The following is an 18,287-nucleotide window of genomic DNA, read 5'->3' on the forward strand; positions in this document are numbered from 1 at the left end:
AAAGGTAATGGGAATAGCTGATTATATTAAAACTAAATTGCCTGAGTTGCCTAATTGGTTTAATCTAATCCTACTTAGAGCCAATGTCTTCGGCCCCTGGGTATACGGCTCTTCATACAGAAAGTTTTTCAAAGAACTTAGGGCAATCGATCCAGAGAAATATGTGATAGATATGACCAACTATGCAATAGAACATGTCCCTTATTATCGTAAGAGATATGGTAATCTTAGTATAAAATCGATAGAGGAGTTTCAGCAGAAAATAGCCTTTATCGACAAAAATGAGGTCATGCAGCATTGGGATGACTTTTGTGTGGATGGTATTGATTGGTCTAAATGCATTGTTGGTACGACGGGTGGAACCAGTGGCAAACCTCTAAAGATTGTACAGCCTCAAAATCGCTATGTTCAATCCTTAGCCTTTTGGCACAAAGAAATGATGGCTTATGGCTGGAATTATCATACTCGAGGTGTCATTCGAAATCATAAGCTCCCTCCTGATAGAGTTTATTCGATCAACCCTATATTGAAGGAGGTGATATTTGATGCATTTAGGATGACCGCTTCGTACGCCAAGGATGTTTACAATACCTTACGACGCATGAAGGTTTGTTATTTGCATGCTTATCCATCTGCCGCCTATCAGTTTTTGAAGTACTGCTATAACCAGAATTTAGACCTTTCTTTTTTGAAGTTATGTATCCTGGCTTCTGAAGCTGTAACTTCAGAGCAGAGATATTTTATAGAGTCTCAACTCAGGGTCCCTATATATGCCATGTATGGTCATAGTGAGAAGTTGGTTATGGCCGGAACATGCCCCGATTGCAATAGCTATCATATCGAAGAGCAATATGGTTATTGGGAATTAGTGAATGAGGATAATGTCCTTATCCAGACTGAGGGAATAAAGGGTGAGATTGTAGGGACAACATTCTACAATTATTATTTCCCTCTGATTCGTTACAAAACCGGAGACTACACATCATACAAGGAGGTACACTGTTTTGATGGGGCTTCAGGTCGAGGAGTTTGTGAGATTATAGGGCATTGGACTCGTTCCGTTATTTATCGCGCAGATGGCTCTGAAACTTCGGCAACTGCATTAAACCTACATGGAGAAGTGTATGAGCATATAGATGGGCTACAGTATATACAAAAGGAAAAAGGGGAATTGATCGTTTTGATTATACCCAACGCTCTTTATACAGATAAAGATGAGTCGTATTTGCAGAAACATTTTAACGGTGCAATGGGAGTCGGAGCTCGGGTAGTAATTCAGTATGTTCAGAACCTGATCTTTGGCGAAAACGGAAAGTTTGAGCTGCTGATCAGCCATGTTTAAGACCCTGTTTTGTGAAAGACGTCGATTTTTTAGTCAAATTTGCTACATATCCTCGGTTTTGTTCCGCCCAAGGTCGGGCCAAGTGCCGGGTTGATTTTTATCCATACTTAATAACTGAAATTAAGCTCTCCAAGGAAGAGCTTGTCGGTGAGAGTCCGACCATCTCAAGAGGAGTATATACTTGTTTGAAAAATAGTACGTACTATTTGCTTGAATAGTATATACTATCCGGTGAAATAGTATGTGCTATTTTGCTCAATAGTATATACTATTCGAGAGGTGCGACAAAAAGACATGGCAGAGAAAGCATTGAATTACACGCTACATCAGCGAAAAGCTGTTGCCGGAAAGTTCAAGGGGCAGATGGTGCAGGTTGCCTTGCCTTCGGGCAGAAATCGAGTTAACTTTCGTCATTTCTGCGAACGCGTAGCCAAGGCAACTACATTCACCCACCATGAAGTTGCTGCAGTACTTAACTATGCCACAGAAATCGCCAAGGATATTGTTTCGCAGGGCGATATGGTTGAGTTCGGAGATCTCGGAGTCCTTAAGCCTAGCTTCAAAAGTCAACAGGTGCCGGTGGAAGAGAAATTTTTAGCTGCAAAACACATCCTAAAACCCGTTGTGACTCTAAAGCCCTCTAAAGAATACTTTACCTTGACGAATGTAGAGTACGAACGCATCGAACCTAAACCAAAGAAAGGTCCCAAGGATACTCATAAGCCCGAAACACCTACCACGGGAGGACCATCTCAAGAGGACTCAGGGGGAGGCTTGTAATTAGTTTTTAGAAGCTCACCCCAGTAGAGATAACGAGTTTTGCTGGGGTGAGTATCTTGCTGTTATTGTTTAGTAATTATGACCCAATAGATGGGCATCATCAAAACTCCATATTAGGTATGCTTAATGCAATTTATTTTTACCGATTGTCTCATTGGCTTTATCGTCATCATATCCCGATATTGCCAAAGTTAATCACATTGCTCATCTTCCTCATTTATAATAGCAAGATACCTCCTCAAGCTAAGATAGGCAAGGGATCTAAGTTTGGCTATGGGGGAATAAGTGTTGTGGTACATCATGACTCGGTGATTGGGGAGAATTGTAGCATTGGGCAGTTAGTTACGATTGGTGGTGGCAATTCTAAATATCCAGGCGTCCCCACTATTGGGAATAATGTAAGGATTAGCTGTGGTAGTATTGTTGGGGGTATTACCATAGGAAATAATGTTGTTATCGGAGCACATACCGTGGTTAATTTCCCTGTCCCGGACAATGCTGTTGTTGTTGGTAATCCTGGTCGTATTGTGCGTATTAAGGAAAGTAAATGTTAGCATCATTCCTCAAACTTAAAACCTATTGTGAGCAAGAAGGCTTCAAGGGTTGGGATCCGTACGATGGATTGAACTCCAAGGTCTTTCGAGCTTTACCACTGCTCAAGCAATCAGCACTGTGCCGTCTGATTGTTATTCAGGGATTTAAACGTTGCCCAATCAATCTGCGACGTCTCGCCTTAGTCCCCAAGGAGTATAATGCTAAGGGTATCGGACTGTTTTTGCAGGGGTATTGCAATCTTTATCGCCTTGTAATGCAGTGGCCGGAGCTGTCCGAACAGCTCGGTTCGGGCGAGAAGCTGCTTTGTCGGATCAAGGAGCTGGCCGATTTGCTTTTAGAGCTTCGTTCTCCTGGCGACTATAGTGGGGCTTGCAGGGGGTACAATTTCGATTGGCAAGCTCGTCGATTATTCCTTTTTCCCAAATATACGCCGACGGTTGTAGCCACCAATTTCTGTGCTACGGCTCTGATGGAGGCCTACGAAATTACGCATGAGCAGCGCTATCTCGATGTAGCTCTCTCGGCAGCTCAATTTGTGATCAAGGATCTGCATCGTACTGCTTATAGAGATGGTTTCCTGTTTTCGTATAGTCCTCTGGACGGCAACGATACGGTTTTTAATGCTTCTCTGCTTGGAGCGCGTCTCTTGAGCTATTGCTATCATTATACCAAGGATGAAGAGTATCGTACACTGGCGCGTCAAACGATCTCTGCTTGCTGTGCGGCTCAAGCAGAGGATGGTTCGTGGGTCTATGGTATGCTACCCGTGCAGTCATGGATTGATAGCTTCCATACCGGCTACAATTTGGATGCACTGATCGCCTATCAGGAGTTGACGGGGGACACTTCTTTTGCCGACCATATAGAGCGTGGGTTGGCGTACTATTTAGAGCATTTCTTCGAGGCGGACGGTACGCCCAAGTATTATCACGATCGCACTTATCCGATCGACATTCATTGCCCCGGTCAGCTCTTCGTGTCACTGGCCAGACTTCATCGCTATGACGAACATCGTAAATTGCTGGATCGGGTTATGACCTGGACAATCGACAATATGCAGGATAAGAAAGGTTATTTTTACTATCAAATGAAGCCCGGCCTTAGCTCCAAGATTCCTTACATGAGGTGGAGCAATGCCTTTATGTTTTGTGCAATGTCTTATTATTTATTAGACTAAAACTAATTATCATTATTACTATGGACAAGTCTTCCAATTTCATTCCCGAGTTATCGATCATTATTCCCGTTTATAATGTGGAGGATTATTTGCACCGATGTGTGGATAGTATTCTCTCTCAGGACTATGACGCTTACGAAATCATATTGGTAGATGACGGATCTACCGATAGCAGTGGCTCGCTCTGCGATGAGCTGGTAAGGCAGCATAAGTGTATAAGGGTGATTCATAAGCCCAATGGTGGTCTCAGCAGTGCCAGAAATGCAGGGCTGAGAGTAGCTCAGGGTAGGTATATCTGGTTTATAGATTCCGATGATTATATCGCCGAGAAGTGTTTGGACAAGATTATGACCCAAATTAAATCGGATGGCTCTGAAATAATCTTTTTCTCTCATATCAGAAGTAATGGAGTATCGACTTTCGGCTCCCCTGTTGGCAAGTATCATCCCGGCTTTTACACCGGTATGGAAGTGTTGCAAGGTCACTTAGCCTATATGACTGCCTGGTCTTATGTTTCCTCAAAGTCTTTGTGGGATGAGAACAATCTTTTATTCCTCGAGGGGATAAACTTCGAAGATTTTGAGATATGGCCCAGATTGCTAAAGACCCTGAAGAAGGGTAGTTTCCTAAAATCCGATATACCACCCTACATTTATTACGTTCGTCCCGGAAGCATTATGAATCAATCAGACCCAAATAAAAGGTTAAAACAAATACAAGATTACTCTCGTATCGAAAATTCTTGGAAAAAGTCATTTGATCTGGTTTCTCCCAAGGCTGATAGCTACGATATGCTTGTACTCAAGGAGGGAACAGCGACGCTTCATCGTTTTTTACTGGGGTTTACTCTGATTTCCAATCTTCCTATTCGGACAAAACTGAACTTGTATTTACAGTATAGAAAAAAAGGTGTTTTTTCCGGATATTATAATGGCCATCGTCGCAATCCATACGTTAGCTTTGGAAGATTGAGAATTTTTTGGAGTATTATAGGCCGATCTTTTATCTTATACTCTTTCTATTCCATTGTAAGAGATATTTCGAAGAAGTGGAAAAAGTAATATTACGACATCGGACAAATAACAATTTCTAAAATATTTTTATGCAGCAGATATTATTAGGGGGAGTGGAGGTGTATCCCTTTACTTCAGCAGAAGAGCTTATTAGCTATGTATCAGGACATCCTGCCATTTTGGTGGCAATCAATGCAGAGAAAATCCTGCATGCAACGGATGAACTGAAGGCTATTTACAATCGTAACCTTGGCTATTCGGACGGAGCAGGTGCTGTGCTTGCTCTCAAAAAGAAGGGCCATCAGAATGCCTGTAAAATAGCCGGTTGCGAGCTTTGGCTTAAGATTATAGAGCAATACAGCCGAGAGAAAAGTTTTTACCTCGTGGGAGGCAAGCCGGAAGTTATTGAAGAGACAATTCAGAAGCTTAGAGCAGATTTCCCCCGGATAAATATAGTGGGATACCGAGATGGCTACCTTAAGGGTAATGATGATGAAACCCTGATTGCAGATATTGCGGAGAAAAAGCCCGATGTGGTTTTCGTCGCTATGGGTTCTCCCAAGCAAGAACTGCTGATGGAGCGTATGCAAAGGGTACATCCTGAGGCTATCTATCAAGGATTAGGTGGTAGCTTCGATGTATATACGGGGCGCGTAGAGCGTGCACCGGAGTGGTGGATTCGCCACAATCTGGAGTTTGCCTATCGCCTTATCAAGCAGCCCAGTCGCATCAAGCGTCAGATACATTTAGTACGATTCCTGTTTAGAGTATTAACCAATAGAATATAAATTCCATGAAAAAAGTGATGTTGGTCTTCGGGACAAGACCCGAAGCGATCAAAATGGCTCCGCTGGTGAAGGAATTTCAAGCGAGAGCTAATGAGTTTGATACCATTGTCTGTGTGACGGGTCAGCATAGAGAGATGCTCAAGCAAGTGCTGGAGCTATTTGATATCAAGCCCGATTATGACTTGGAGATCATGAAGGAGGGGCAGGATCTCTATGACGTAACTACACGTGTGCTGTTGGGTATGCGTGAAGTACTCAAGAAGACAAAGCCCGATGTAGTACTCGTACACGGCGATACGACTACAAGTACTGCCGCTGCATTGGCTGCCTTCTATCAACAGATTCCGGTAGGACATGTGGAGGCAGGGCTTCGCACGCACAACATTTACAGCCCATGGCCGGAAGAGATGAACCGTCAACTCACCGGAAGGATGGCTACCTATCACTTTGCTCCTACGGAATTGAGTCGGGACAATTTACTTGCAGAAGGAATTGCTACAGATCGTATATTTATTACAGGAAATACAGTAATCGATGCTCTACAACAAGTCGTTACACGAGTTAAGGGTAATGCCGATTTGCGAAATGAAGTGTCTCGAAAGCTACTTCAATTTGGATATGATGTGAATCGTTTAGAGGCTGGGCGTAGACTTGTTCTTATCACAGGGCATCGCAGAGAAAACTTTGGCGAAGGATTCCTTAATATCTGCCGTGCTATTCAAACTCTTAGCAAGCGTTTCTCGGAGGTAGACTTTGTTTATCCCATGCACCTTAACCCCAATGTGCGTAAGCCTATTCGCGAGATCTTCGGCGATAACCTTGGAGGCTTGGATAATCTCTTTTTTATTGAGCCGCTGGAGTACTTGCAGTTTGTTACGCTCATGGATCGTTCGTCCATTGTTCTGACTGATAGTGGAGGTATTCAGGAAGAAGCTCCAGGGTTAGGCAAACCTGTATTGGTAATGCGAGATACTACGGAGCGTCCCGAAGCAGTGAAAGCAGGAACCGTGAAACTTGTAGGGACAGATTACAATCAAATCGTCGACAATGTCGAAAAACTACTGACAGACAACGCCGCATATGCCGAAATGAGCAGAGCCAATAATCCGTACGGTGACGGAAAAGCATGCTCATATATAGCGGATGCTCTTACTCGATGTATTTAGCCGAAGATTGTAGTATAGAATAGAAGTAATTTTTTCTCGATCCGGTAGTATGCAACCTGAAAAATTTAGGACACTACTGCAATTCTACCCCCTAATAACAAGCGTTTTCTGAGAAAAACTTCTCTGAAAAGGCTAATTTCCGCTTGAAATCATTGTGCAGAAAAAAAAATCGTTACTTTTGGCTTGTTCATTTCCTATAGCTCTGAGAGCGAATCTCGTTGCTGTTTGTGTCAGAGAAGATAAACTTGCGGGGCGGTGATATGATCTAACTAAATTTTTTTGTCTAACTAACTAATCGTGAAAAGATGAACAAGACAGATTTTATTGCAGCTGTAGCTGAAAAGGCCAACCTCACAAAGGCTGATGCCCAGAGAGCAGTAAATGCATTTGCAGAAGTTGTAACAGAACAGATGAATGCCGGAGAGAAAATCGCTCTCATCGGATTCGGTACTTTCTCAGTGAGCGAGCGTGCTGCTCGCAAAGGCATTAATCCTAAGACGAAAAAATCTATTTCTATCCCTGCCCGTAAGGTTGTTCGTTTCAAACCGGGCTCTACTTTGGAACTCAAGTAATTCGCGCTATTTCTTAATTATACAACGAAGCTACTACCATCTTACCGTGCAGTAGCTTCGTTGTGTATTATATAATAGTATCGAACAGCGAACAGCCTTGCCTTGAGAGAGGGGGAGGGCTGTTCGTTTTCTTTTGGATCGGGCCGATTTGAGGACTGATTAGGAAATAAATGTTTTATAAGGCAAATCAATAAGATGCAGATGAGAACATTTCGTGTCGTTGCGATCGTTTCGCTGATCTTTTCTTCTTGGATGACGCTTACGGCGCAAAAGAATAGTTGGTGGGTGGGTGCCCATGCCGGACGCGAGTACTTCAACAACACAAGTGAGGATATGAAGAAAGGATGGAATACCGGAGTAGTCCTGCGCTACTATTTCTCCGATCGAATATATTCTTTGGCTACAGTCAATTATGGATTCACTTCTTCTTTATCCCCTTCCGGCTATTTCGATGAGCTTGGTAACAGTCCCGATGCGCGCTTCAGACGCCATAGTATTTTGCCGGCAGTGGGATTGGGGTATGAATTTCTCCAAGGCGATTTTTATTCCTGTTATGCTCAAGGCGGTGTCGGATACGGAATGGAATACAACTCAGTATCCTATCCACAGGAGTATGATGTTTCTGTAAAGCGTTTTGGCTGGTTGGCAGAGTTGGGCGGCGATTATTTCCTTCGCGACAATTTGTCACTTGGTATCTCTGTTGCACACCTGCGAGTAGGATGGAGAAACAATTGGACGGCCAACATTAAGTTGTCGATTTGTCTTCTTTAGAATCTTTGTAGAGGACGTTTTTTTCGCAATTGCAGTTTTTTCAGTACACGTCGCTTTTCTCAACCGTTGAGAAAATCTTCGTCTTGGACGAGGGCGACGCCGTAGATGGCTGAGAGGCGATCTCGCAGGATGGCGGCATCGTTGCCGCGAAGGCTGACGGTAAGCCTGCAATTCTCGACAAAATCCTGCGAACGGATGGAGGCTCCGGCATCTTTCACCAGTCGCATCACTTCTCCCAGCAAAGGATATTCGAAGGCGATAGTCAGTTCTTCATACAGGATCTCTTCCTTCCGGTCGGCTGCTTCGAGGGCTTCGCGAGCCGCTTCGCGATAAGCAACGATAAGACCGCTCGTGCCCAGCTTGACACCTCCGAAGTAGCGCACCACTGCGACGAATACCTGCGTAAGCCCCAATGAGGTGATCTGCCCGAGGATGGGTTTGCCGGCAGTCCCCGATGGCTCTCCGTCGTCGTTGGATCGTGTGCGTTCGCCTTTGGTTCCCAGCTTGTATGCCCAGCATACATGGCGTGCATCGAAGTAGCGGCGACGCAGATCGGCCACAAGCGACAGGGCCTCCTCTTCCGACTTTACAGGATAGGCGAAAGCCAGGAAGCGGCTGCGTTTCTCCGTGTACTGTGCTTCCGATGGAGCACTGATCGTGAGGTAGGAATCTTCGGCCATGGTTCAAAGGAGAGCCTCATCTGTACCTTCCTCCCGGGCGGCAAACTTTTCGGACAGGACGGAGAGGAGCGTACTCATTTGTTTGATACTGGCGAGCGTCTCTTCGCTCACTTCCTTTTTCTGCAAACGCAGGGTCAGCAGACCGTATATGGCAGTCAGGCAAGTCTCTATCTCTCCCGTATTGCTCCCTGCACTCTTGGCTCTAAGCTGTACGATGGCAGGGAGCACCTGATAGTAGAGTCCTTGATAAATCATCTCTTTGGGGTCCGCCATCAGTCGTGAGTGTATCTCTTCCATTTGCATGATGGCTATGCGAACGATATTGATATGCCCCTGCTTGCGAACTCCCTCGGTCAGCATCATCTCGACCAGCTCGGCATACCAGCGGTCTATCTCGGCGGTCGTCTTCGTATCTTGCCGGTATTGGGCAATTACAGTGGCGCGAAGCCGCTGCATATTCAGTTCGTTGGCACGTATAAGATCCTCTATCTGCCACATGTAGAGGACGTACTCGGCGATATTGTTGCGCCGTTTTTCCCTTGCTATGATCATGGTCGTTTGTCTCGGATCAGGCCGTTCAGCAACGTTTCGTCCGCATCGTTGGGTGCAGGCTCTATACCCAACAGCCTGCATATGAGCGGATAGATGGTGATATTCGGCAGGTTTTCCACCCTACTGCCCGGACGGAAATCGGGCCCGACAGCCCGGAGTAAAGCCCGCATTTCCGGTGCTTGGTTGTCATAGCCATGTGCCGCTCCCGGACGAACGTCTTCATCTATTGCGAAAAAGACGGTGGAGCCTATGTCCGGAATCACGACCAGTTCGCCCAAACGAGGATTGGTGCCACAGCGCAAACGCTTGGGTACCTCCCCCTTGCGGTAAACCGATATATGTGGAATGGCCCGCAGGATCTCATAGGCTCGCTCGGTATAGGAGGGCTTCGGGTACAAGTGGGTGAAGGCCCCGGTGGCCATGTAGAGGAAGCTGTCTGCAGGCAGATAATGCGACAGATTGACGCATTTCTCATTTTCGTACGTGGCCATACCGTGATCGGATACTATGATGAAGTCGGTCTGTGCGGCTATGGGCAGAGAGTCCAACCGCTTGCGGAAATAGCCGACCACACTGTCCAACCGCTCTACCATTGCCAGTGTCAGCGGGCTTTCGGGCGTTTGGCTGTGTCCGATCATATCCGGCTCCTCGATGTACCACATGAGCAAGCGCGGTCGCTCCTTTTCGGGCAGTCCGAGCCACGCGATGACGGAGTCGGCGCGGTCACGAAACGGAACGGTGGAGGAGAATTTTTTCCACCGCCACGGCCGATTTCCGTTCACAGCCGTTTCGGATCCTACCCAAAAGTAGACACCGGTACGGATGCCTTGGCGTGCGGCCGTATTCCAAACCGGCTCGCCGCCCCAAAATCCGGGGGTCTCCACGGCTTTTCGGTCGGATATACGAAAAACGCCCAGTAGCGAATCCACAAACTCATTGGCTACGATACCGTGATGATCGGGGTAAAGCCCCGTAGCCATGCTGTAATGATTGGGAAATGTAAGCGAGGGGAAGCATGGTTGGAGCGACCCGCTCAATCCCTCCTGTGCCATCCGATCCAACGCCGGTGTACGTGCCCGATCGGTATAGTCCGGCCGGAAGCCGTCCAATGACAGGACTACGACGTACCGTTCCGACTGCTTAGGTGTTTGTCGGACTGTTCTGCAACCGACATAAGAGAAGGCAAGAAGCAGAAACAGGATGAAAGGAAATAGAGATAAATGCTGTCTCATTTTTATAAAAATCTTTCGATTTGATGCCGTCAAAGGTAAGGGATTCCTCTTTCATTACTGTAAGCAGATCGGTTTTTGAGCCGATGATTTTCAGCGTGTCGTCGGGAGTGAAACCATACCATCGGGAGTAAAAAATCACAGGAATACCCACAGCCGACCCTTCCAACCTCTCCAAAAGCCGCACGACAGATCTTTTTGGTCGGGAAAATGTCATTGTTCGTCGGGAAATCTGCATTTCGGCCCCGCAATGCAGATTTCCTGTCGGACATTCCCTCTTTCGCCGAAAGTACCCGTATATCCCTTGCAGAGAGTGAGACTGTCGCACGGCCTTTTCGTCGAATCCTTTTGCCGCAGAGTCGATCCCTTTATTTGTTGCACATCCGGGCTTCGGCAAATACGACTTCCTTACTCCGTTAATGCTCTCATTTATTTAGAGAATGGGATCGAGAAAAATAAGAGACACGAACGGAATCTTACCTATCTTCGTCCTGAAATTATGGCAGATCGTAGAAGAACCGATGACAATAAGGGTGCGAGAGAGGTGGTATTGCTGCTGAATATCGGCTCGCCGGACAGCCCTGAGGTGAAGGACGTGGCGCGCTACCTCAATTCTTTTCTGACCGACAGGAGGATCATCACCTTGCCTTTTCTCCTGAGACAGCTACTCGTGAGAGGTATCATCACTCCTTTCAGAAAGAAAAGTTCGGCACAAAAATATCGGACCGTTTGGGACGAAAGCACCCGGTCTTTCCCCCTCATATCGCATACGAAAGCCATAGCCCGGGCACTGGCACATACGGGCAGAGATGTCCATGTAGCCATGCGCTACGGCAAGCCGACTGTGGCCGATGTGCTGAAGGAGCTGCCACACGGCCGAAGCCTCGTCGTCCTCCCGCTCTTCCCGCACTACGCCATGAGCAGCTACGAGACGGCCGTGGAGCATTGCAAGGCCGAAATCCGGCGCCTTTGTCCGAATCTTTCCTTCCGCGTCGTGCAGCCTTTCTACGCGCACGAAGCCTATATTCGTGTCCTTGCCGATAACATCAGACCCTATCTGACGAAGCCTTTCGACAAGCTCATCCTTTCCTATCACGGCATCCCTCGCGATCATTTGGACAAGACCACCCGACAGGCTTTGGACCTCCGGCATCCCGAAGGATGCTGCACGGAGGAGGATCCTACGGCAAACGTCTGCTACCGCTATCAGACTTACAGGACGACGGCTCTCATCCGCGAGGCACTCTGCTTGGCCGAGGAGCAGGTGGAGCAGGTGTTCCAGTCACGTGTAGGCCATACCGAATGGCTGCGCCCCTATTTGATCGAACGACTGTCCGCTTGGCCTCAAGAGGAAACAAAACGTATCCTCATAGCCTGCCCCTCCTTCGTGTGCGACTGTCTGGAGAGCCTCGAAGAAGTAGCCGATCATGGACAAAGCATTTTCAAAAAAGCAGGAGGTGCGGACTTCACTTACATCCCCTGTCTCAATAGCGGGGCGAATTGGATCGATGCTCTCCGAAACATTTTAGAGGAATAATACAGCATGCTCAGTTATCATACCGATATACCGACAGACCTGCCCCTCCTGAGGCAAGCCGTCGAAGCCATCCGCCGGGAAGAATCCGGCGGTGCCGTACCCGACTCCGATCGGCCGAGGGTGATATACGAGGCGCGCAACCGGCTTTACGCCGTCCGTACCGCACAGGGAGAGCAGGTGGTGAAGAGCTTCCGAATCCCTATTGCCATTCAGCGCGTGGTCTACTCATTTTTCCGCCCCTCGAAGGCTGCTCGCTCTTATCGCAACGCCATACGGCTGGGGCGATGCGGCATCGGCACTCCGCGACCGTCGGGCTATGCCATCGAACGCGAAAAAGGGCTTCTGTGCAGGAGCTACTACGTCTGCGAAAGCATGCACGACTGTCGGGATATTCGTCTCTCCATGCAGGGAGTGGAAGGAGGCGAGGCCTTGCTCCGTGCGCTGGCCGGATTCATCGCCCGAATGCACCGAGCAGGCATTCATCACATTGATTTATCGCCGGGCAACGTACTGTATCGGACAGACGAGAAAGGCGAGTATTCGTTCTACCTCATAGACCTGAACCGGATGAAGTTCTACGACAAGCCGATTGAGGGACGGAAAGCCTATGCCAATTTTGCACGTCTGAGCTTTTGTCCGGCAGTGAGCAAGCAGCTTGCCGAATTTTATGCAGAGGCGCAGGGTTTGAATACGGACGGAGTGGTCGAAGGGGTACAAAGCGAATCGGATCGGTTCTTCCGCAGCAAAGTCCGCAAGTATGCTCGCAAGGCATTGGTGCGCGAACAAAAGCGAATGAGCCGCTCCGCTTTCCGTCGGGCATATATCCGCTATCGCTCGGTACGCCTTATCCGAAAACTCACGGGCTGCACCCGTCTCTTCCGTATCGAGAACGATCTGTACACATCCTATCTTGAAGTGGGCGACCTGCGCCATACACTGAAAAGAGCCGAAGGATATTCCTCGCCGAAAAACGTTCAATAAGAAAAAAGGAAACCGAATGAATCGTATAGCTTTTGATGCCAAGAGAATCACATCCAACGCCACCGGGTTGGGCAATTACAGCCGCTTCGTGGTCGAAGCCTTGGCCGCCTTTCACTCCGAACACCGCTACTACCTCTGTTCTCCCGCGAAGGGCAATCCGGCTCTGTACTCCGCCTTGCAGCAACGCGAGGGTATAGAATGGCTGCTTCCCGAAGGGCGACGTATGGGAGGAACGTTTTGGCGCAACTTCGGCGTGGTGCCTCGACTGCAAAAAGAGGGCATCGATCTCTTCCACGGTCTGAGCCACGAATTGCCACTCGGTATATACGGCAAGGGTATCGCCACGGTGGTAACGATCCACGACTTGATCTTCATTCGCTATCCGCACTATTATAAGCCTGTGGACAGGCTGCTGTATCGGCTCAAATACGGCCATGCTGCCCGTCGTGCCGACAGGGTGATAGCGATAAGCGAACAGACCAAGCGCGATGTGATGGAATTTTTCCACGTGCCTGCCGATCGGATCGATGTCGTCTATCAGGGTTGTTCGCCGGCTTTCGGACAGGCTACAGCGGAGGATGAGTCGAGAGCCGGAGAGCGGTATGCTTTGCCTGAGCGTTACCTGCTCTATGTGGGAAGTATCGAGACAAGGAAGAACCTCCGACTGGCTGTGGAGGCTTTGGCACATTGCCGTGACCGACATATTCGGCTCGTCGCCGTAGGGAAGCGCACGCCGTACTGTGCGGAGGTGCAGCAGTGTGCAGAGCGATTAGGTGTGGCAGACCGGCTCATCATGCTGCATGATGTCCCGTTTGCCTTCCTGCCGGGTATCTATCGCGGAGCAGAGGTATTCGTCTATCCTTCGCGCTTCGAGGGCTTTGGCATCCCGATCGTCGAAGCTTTGGCTTCAGGTGTGCCGGTCGTTGCTGCCACGGGTTCGTGTCTGGAAGAAGCCGGAGGCCCTTCGTCCCTGTACACCGACCCCGACGATGCCGAAATGATGGCATCCATGCTGGACAGGATCCTCTCCGACAGTTCTCTGCGCGAGAAGATGATAGCCGACGGACGTGCCTATATAGAACGTTTTTCGCCCGAAGCCGTAGCCCAATCCCTGATGCATGTGTATGACAAGGTCTTGCAGGAGAAAGACCTCCGGAGCAAATAACATCTGCGACAACCGAGCAAAAAAGATGAAATGAAAAGAGAGCGTTGCACGACTGTTAGCGGTGCAACGCTCTCTTCTTATTCTTTCTCCTTGCCCTCTATCGAAAAGCAGAATGAAAAAGGCCGGCGACAGGATTTACTTCTTCTTGCCCTGATTGGCTACTGCCTCCATCAGCTTTTTGATTTCTTCGGGATCGCCGAGGAAATAGTCTTTCACCAGCCGGAGATTGTCGTCAAATTCAAAAACGTAAGGCACGGCTGTCGGGAGGTTCAGGCTGATGATGTCTTCGTCCGAAATGTTTTTCAGCACCTTGATGATACCACGCAGACTGTTGCCGTGAGCCGCTACCAATACCTCGTCATGCTCCTTGAGTGTAGGGAATATGGTCTCGTTCCAGTAGGGGAGGATACGATTTACCGTGTCGCAGAGAGCTTCTGTCAGTGGCAGGTCTTTCTCGCACACACCTTTGTAGCGCGGATCCATGAACGGAGAGCGCGGATCCTCTTTCTCCATAGGCGTAGGGGGAACATCGTAGCTGCGACGCCAGATGAGTACCTGTTCATCTCCGTACTTCTCGGCAGTCTCGGCCTTGTTGAGGCCTTGCAGCATGCCGTAGTGCTTCTCGTTCAGACGCCAGGTCTTCTCCACCGGTATCCAATCCAAGTCCATTACATCGAGGACACCGTTCAGGGTCTTGACGGCACGTTTGAGATAGGAAGTATAGGCTTTGGTAAACTGAAAGCCTTCTTTCTTCATGAGCTCGCCGGCTTTCTTGGCTTCTTCAATACCTTTTTCGGACAAATCCACATCTGTCCATCCCGTAAAGCGATTTTCCTTGTTCCACAAGCTTTCGCCGTGGCGAATCAATACTATTCTTTTCATAATTACACTGTAATCAAAGTCCGGTGCGAAAATAATGATTAAAGTTCAATGCCATGCTTATGGCAAGAACAGCCGATACAAATAGAAGAAAAACGGCATCAAGGCGCAGAGTCATTCCGTCGATCAGGGAAAAATACGAGCCGAAAATCGCCCGGACTGCGAACCAAAAGCTGAAAGGAAGTGGCGTGGGAATTTTTTCGTTCTCGTGCGGGAATTTTTTCATTCCCGAACCAAAACGAAAAAGTTCCCGAACCACGTTTTTGGGCGTGGAGAACCGACGATTTTACGAACGCGATGTGAGCAAAGTGTCGATGATGACCTCTGAGGCAGTAGCCCCTCGGGGAGGGAGCAAATAGTCCCGGATGAAGACCCGACGCCTATCGGCTACTGGATCGGGCCTACGCTCTGCTATCTTTTGGAGAAACGAATCGATGTCTTCCGCAGAATCTGCCATATCATGCAACGCGAAGGCCTCTTGGGCAGCTCGGTTGAGCCCGTGAGGAAGGCGTCCGTTCTTCCGCATAAAGAGGGCCGGACGCCCCACGATCTGATATTCCACGGTGAAAGCACTGCAATCATGTACGAGAGCCGAAGAGCGACAAAAGAGATCGACATAAGCTCCTTCGGCCAATTCGGCATGAGGCATATCTGCCCATTCCCGGTAGTACCGATCTGTTCGTTCGCGTCCCCACGATTCCGGAGCATAGAGTTTGGTCTTGAGTATCGGATGTGGTTTGAAAGCAAAGCGCAATCGGCCTTCGTACTTCCGTGCCAGTCGGAGGAAGGTATCCGCATAATCGAGGAAATTGGACAGGCTATATCCCCAAGGCTCTATCGAATGGTGCGGAGCGATGATTACGAGGGGTAGCTCCTCATTATTTTTTTCCGTTCGACTCCTCATTTCGGAGGAGAAAGCATCGAACAAAGGTGCTCCGCTGACCACTCCGTTGTATCCCCTCACGCGAGAGAGTCGCGAGTAGATGCGAAGGTCTTCTTCCGAAACCAAAAAGTAGTATCCCAGAAGATTGTGAAACAGGAGGTCGTACCAGTCAGGATACTCTTCGAGGGGATAGCCATAAAGGCTGTAGCAGGTGAGTATATCGGGGAAGGCCCTCTGGCGAAGGGGCGGTGGCAACTGGATGTCGTAAGGTGTGGTATAGAAAATGTAATCCGGTGTAAATTCAGCCCGAATGTCTCTCACCTCTCCATTGTCCCGACAAGCCGGCTGTGGATCGAAGCCTTTGGCCTGAAAGTGAGCAAGCGTCTTTTGCAGGAGTTCGCCCTGTTCGCCGGCCGGCAGATTGTCCGCCGGACAAACGATGAGTATAGGCCGAACGCGCGGATGCCGGAGCATGGCAGCAAACAGGGCATCGTATTTCCACATGGAGTCGTACACGGCGAGGAATACGACATTGATGGTTTCCTTGCCGCATAGTTTCTTTTTTAGCTCATCGTTGCGCTGCTGTGCTTCGCGAATGAGCCGGGGCTCTACCGTTAGGCGGCACAGGCGTCGTTTTCCCTCTGTGATGATATACTGCATCCGTTTGGGAGCGAGGGCATAAAGGCGAGAAGAGAATCGACGTAGTAGGCTCATCGGCGACGGAGATATTTGTCTATGGCTCTATTGAACTCGGGAGACAGGCGCATGGCATAGACTGCCACAAGTGCCCCTACTCCGATGGGGATGGAACGAAGGGGTATATCGAGCCAGGGAGAATCGACATGAGGTATCAAGGCATTGGCACCAAAAAGGAGGGCGAAGAGAGCCAACAGACGGAAAAGGGCCGGAGAAAAGGGCGAAGCATGCAGCTTCTGGCTGATCATAAACTGCTGTACGCCATAGCTCAGCAGCGTGGTCAGGAGCGTGGCAATGGCCGCTCCGTTGATTCCCAAAACAGGGATCAGCCACAGATTGGTGAGCACGGCCAGAATGGTGACGAGGAAAGTATAGTAAAGATTCCAGTGATAATACTTGGAACAGCTCACGATCGGATTGCCGTAGTTCAGCGAGATTTCGATCATCTTAGCGATTCCCAAATAGAAAACCACATATTTGCCGGCGGCATAGAGGTGACCGTTCGGGAGGATGGAGAAGATGCTGTCGATATTGAACCAAATAAGCAAGAAGATAAGGCCACCGGAAAGAAGCTGATGCAACGAGACGCGCTTGAAGAGTTCGTCGGCTTTGACCAGATCGTTCCGTTTCATGGCGTCGGCCATCAAGGGAGAAGAGACGCTGAGCAGGGATCTGGAGGGTATTTCCACCACGGCTACCATATAGAAAGCAATAGAGAAAATACCACCCGAATCCAATCCGCCCTTGTCCAGAGAGCTGACCATGAAGAGATCCAAGCGGCTGCTGAGCTTGCTGCCTATGCTGGCTACGACATAGAAGAGGGTGTAGCGGAGAAAATTGCGCTTCAGCTCCGGTGTCAGAAAGCCCCGATTGTGACGGAGATTGACCTTGCCGATTCGCCGGATATAAGCCAACAGCAAGAGCATACATGCGGCATAGGCTGCAATAAATATGGCGATGAAAACTTCCAGACTGACCCATCGAAAGGCATAGAGCAGATAAACGACGATCAGCATCAGCCTGAGCACTACCTCGCGGATCAGCTTGGGCACGGCTATTCGCATCAGTTGTGTGGCGTAGAGTTCGAAGACAGACCAAAAGAGCATGAAGACGAACAAGGGGACGATACTATAGTAAAAGTCCACCAGTTCGGGGCTATTGCGACTGAACATGGTCACGAAGGGGCCTTTGGCCAGCAGCATCAAAAGGGTCATAAGTACTCCTCCGATAAGGGCTATCGCCATCATGTAGTAGAAGTAACCATTGTCTCGAACTCCATCGGGGGAGGCTTCTCCGCTCTCACTATGGAAGTAGGGGTAGAATCGGAAGGCAGAGGAGTTAAGCCCGAGGAGTGCAAAACTGCTGATCAGCGTAGCGGCTTCGACGATATTACGGGTCAGACCGACTTCCTTGGGGGTAAGAAATTCGGTGATAATAAGGAAAGTGGTCAGGAAGCCGATGAAAGCACCTGCATAGCTGACGAGGGTTCCTTTGATACTCTGGCGTTCGACAATCCCCATA

At 48.8% G+C, this 18,287-nt stretch carries 19 protein-coding genes and 1 pseudogene; 13 read left to right on the forward strand and 7 right to left on the reverse strand.

Annotated features, from left to right (window positions below; translation table 11 throughout):
* The first annotated feature begins 7 nt into the window (after window positions 1-7).
* From PGN_RS01095 to PGN_RS01135, 9 genes are all read left to right on the forward strand, one after another.
* A complete protein-coding gene (locus PGN_RS01095) occupies window positions 8-1,342 on the forward strand; it encodes a phenylacetate--CoA ligase family protein (protein WP_012457347.1) in 1,335 nt (444 codons plus the stop codon).
* Between the two features lie 294 nt (window positions 1,343-1,636).
* Window positions 1,637-2,122, forward strand: a complete 486-nt coding sequence (locus PGN_RS01100) for a histidinol phosphate phosphatase (RefSeq protein WP_012457348.1) — start codon at window positions 1,637-1,639, stop codon at window positions 2,120-2,122.
* A gap of 119 nt (window positions 2,123-2,241) precedes the next feature.
* The gene (locus PGN_RS01105) at window positions 2,242-2,676 is read left to right on the forward strand and encodes a serine O-acetyltransferase (protein WP_012457349.1); all 435 of its coding nucleotides are present in this window, start codon (window positions 2,242-2,244) and stop codon (window positions 2,674-2,676) included.
* A complete protein-coding gene (locus tag PGN_RS01110; RefSeq protein ID WP_012457350.1) occupies window positions 2,670-3,854 on the forward strand; it encodes a glycoside hydrolase family 88 protein in 1,185 nt (394 codons plus the stop codon). The genes PGN_RS01105 and PGN_RS01110 overlap by 7 nt, the downstream gene beginning before the upstream one ends.
* A gap of 20 nt (window positions 3,855-3,874) precedes the next feature.
* Entirely contained in the window at window positions 3,875-4,915 is a 1,041-nt protein-coding gene (locus PGN_RS01115; RefSeq protein ID WP_012457351.1) for a glycosyltransferase family 2 protein, read from the forward strand.
* A 41-nt stretch (window positions 4,916-4,956) separates the two neighbouring features.
* Window positions 4,957-5,655: a WecB/TagA/CpsF family glycosyltransferase gene (locus PGN_RS01120; protein WP_012457352.1), complete on the forward strand. Its 699-nt coding sequence runs from the start codon at window positions 4,957-4,959 to the stop codon at window positions 5,653-5,655.
* Window positions 5,656-5,660: 5 nt separating this feature from the next.
* Window positions 5,661-6,821 (forward strand): non-hydrolyzing UDP-N-acetylglucosamine 2-epimerase, encoded by a 1,161-nt coding sequence (wecB, locus tag PGN_RS01125; protein WP_012457353.1) that lies wholly within the window; start codon window positions 5,661-5,663, stop codon window positions 6,819-6,821.
* Between the two features lie 305 nt (window positions 6,822-7,126).
* Window positions 7,127-7,393 carry an HU family DNA-binding protein gene (locus tag PGN_RS01130; protein ID WP_004583766.1) on the forward strand — a complete coding sequence of 89 codons (267 nt, stop codon included), beginning with the start codon at window positions 7,127-7,129 and terminating at the stop codon, window positions 7,391-7,393.
* A gap of 195 nt (window positions 7,394-7,588) precedes the next feature.
* Window positions 7,589-8,164, forward strand: a complete 576-nt coding sequence (locus PGN_RS01135; RefSeq protein ID WP_039417038.1) for an outer membrane beta-barrel protein — start codon at window positions 7,589-7,591, stop codon at window positions 8,162-8,164.
* 59 nt (window positions 8,165-8,223) lie between these two features.
* Here PGN_RS01135 and PGN_RS01140 read toward each other — a convergent pair whose 3' ends face one another.
* From PGN_RS01140 to PGN_RS01150, 3 genes are read right to left on the reverse strand one after another with little or no spacing between them, the layout of a single operon-like run.
* Window positions 8,224-8,844 carry an IMPACT family protein gene (locus tag PGN_RS01140; RefSeq protein ID WP_012457355.1) on the reverse strand — a complete coding sequence of 207 codons (621 nt, stop codon included), beginning with the start codon at window positions 8,842-8,844 and terminating at the stop codon, window positions 8,224-8,226.
* Between the two features lie 3 nt (window positions 8,845-8,847).
* Window positions 8,848-9,396 (reverse strand): DUF4924 family protein, encoded by a 549-nt coding sequence (locus tag PGN_RS01145; RefSeq protein ID WP_012457356.1) that lies wholly within the window; start codon window positions 9,394-9,396, stop codon window positions 8,848-8,850.
* Window positions 9,393-10,628, reverse strand: a complete 1,236-nt coding sequence (locus tag PGN_RS01150; RefSeq protein ID WP_012457357.1) for a nucleotide pyrophosphatase/phosphodiesterase family protein — start codon at window positions 10,626-10,628, stop codon at window positions 9,393-9,395. Before PGN_RS01150 ends, PGN_RS01145 begins: the two co-directional genes overlap by 4 nt.
* 496 nt (window positions 10,629-11,124) lie before the next feature.
* Between PGN_RS01150 and hemH the strand changes: the two genes are divergently transcribed.
* From hemH to PGN_RS01165, 3 genes are read left to right on the forward strand one after another with little or no spacing between them, the layout of a single operon-like run.
* Window positions 11,125-12,162, forward strand: a complete 1,038-nt coding sequence (gene hemH / locus PGN_RS01155; RefSeq protein ID WP_012457358.1) for a ferrochelatase — start codon at window positions 11,125-11,127, stop codon at window positions 12,160-12,162.
* Window positions 12,163-12,168: 6 nt separating this feature from the next.
* Window positions 12,169-13,143: a lipopolysaccharide kinase InaA family protein gene (locus tag PGN_RS01160; protein ID WP_012457359.1), complete on the forward strand. Its 975-nt coding sequence runs from the start codon at window positions 12,169-12,171 to the stop codon at window positions 13,141-13,143.
* A gap of 16 nt (window positions 13,144-13,159) precedes the next feature.
* On the forward strand, window positions 13,160-14,308 hold the full coding sequence (locus PGN_RS01165) for a glycosyltransferase family 4 protein (RefSeq protein ID WP_012457360.1): 1,149 nt from the start codon (window positions 13,160-13,162) through the stop codon (window positions 14,306-14,308).
* A gap of 135 nt (window positions 14,309-14,443) precedes the next feature.
* Here the strand turns inward: PGN_RS01165 and gpmA are convergent, their stop codons facing one another.
* Window positions 14,444-15,190 (reverse strand): 2,3-diphosphoglycerate-dependent phosphoglycerate mutase, encoded by a 747-nt coding sequence (gene gpmA / locus PGN_RS01170; RefSeq protein ID WP_005875265.1) that lies wholly within the window; start codon window positions 15,188-15,190, stop codon window positions 14,444-14,446.
* Window positions 15,191-15,313: 123 nt separating this feature from the next.
* Window positions 15,314-15,376: pseudogene (locus tag PGN_RS12260) on the reverse strand (hypothetical protein); the annotation flags it as partial.
* 19 nt (window positions 15,377-15,395) lie between these two features.
* On the opposite strand from PGN_RS12260, the gene PGN_RS12265 reads away from it, so the two are divergent.
* Window positions 15,396-15,515, forward strand: coding sequence for a DUF1661 domain-containing protein (locus PGN_RS12265; RefSeq protein WP_179857504.1), 120 nt, complete (start codon window positions 15,396-15,398; stop codon window positions 15,513-15,515).
* Here the strand turns inward: PGN_RS12265 and PGN_RS01180 are convergent.
* Window positions 15,474-16,784: a hypothetical protein gene (locus tag PGN_RS01180; protein WP_012457362.1), complete on the reverse strand. Its 1,311-nt coding sequence runs from the start codon at window positions 16,782-16,784 to the stop codon at window positions 15,474-15,476. The genes PGN_RS12265 and PGN_RS01180 overlap by 42 nt on opposite strands.
* Entirely contained in the window at window positions 16,781-18,286 is a 1,506-nt protein-coding gene (locus PGN_RS01185; RefSeq protein ID WP_012457363.1) for a polysaccharide biosynthesis C-terminal domain-containing protein, read from the reverse strand. Before PGN_RS01185 ends, PGN_RS01180 begins: the two co-directional genes overlap by 4 nt.
* Window position 18,287 lies beyond the last annotated feature (1 nt).

The organism is Porphyromonas gingivalis ATCC 33277 (assembly GCF_000010505.1).
Classification (GTDB): Bacteria; Bacteroidota; Bacteroidia; order Bacteroidales; family Porphyromonadaceae; genus Porphyromonas; species Porphyromonas gingivalis.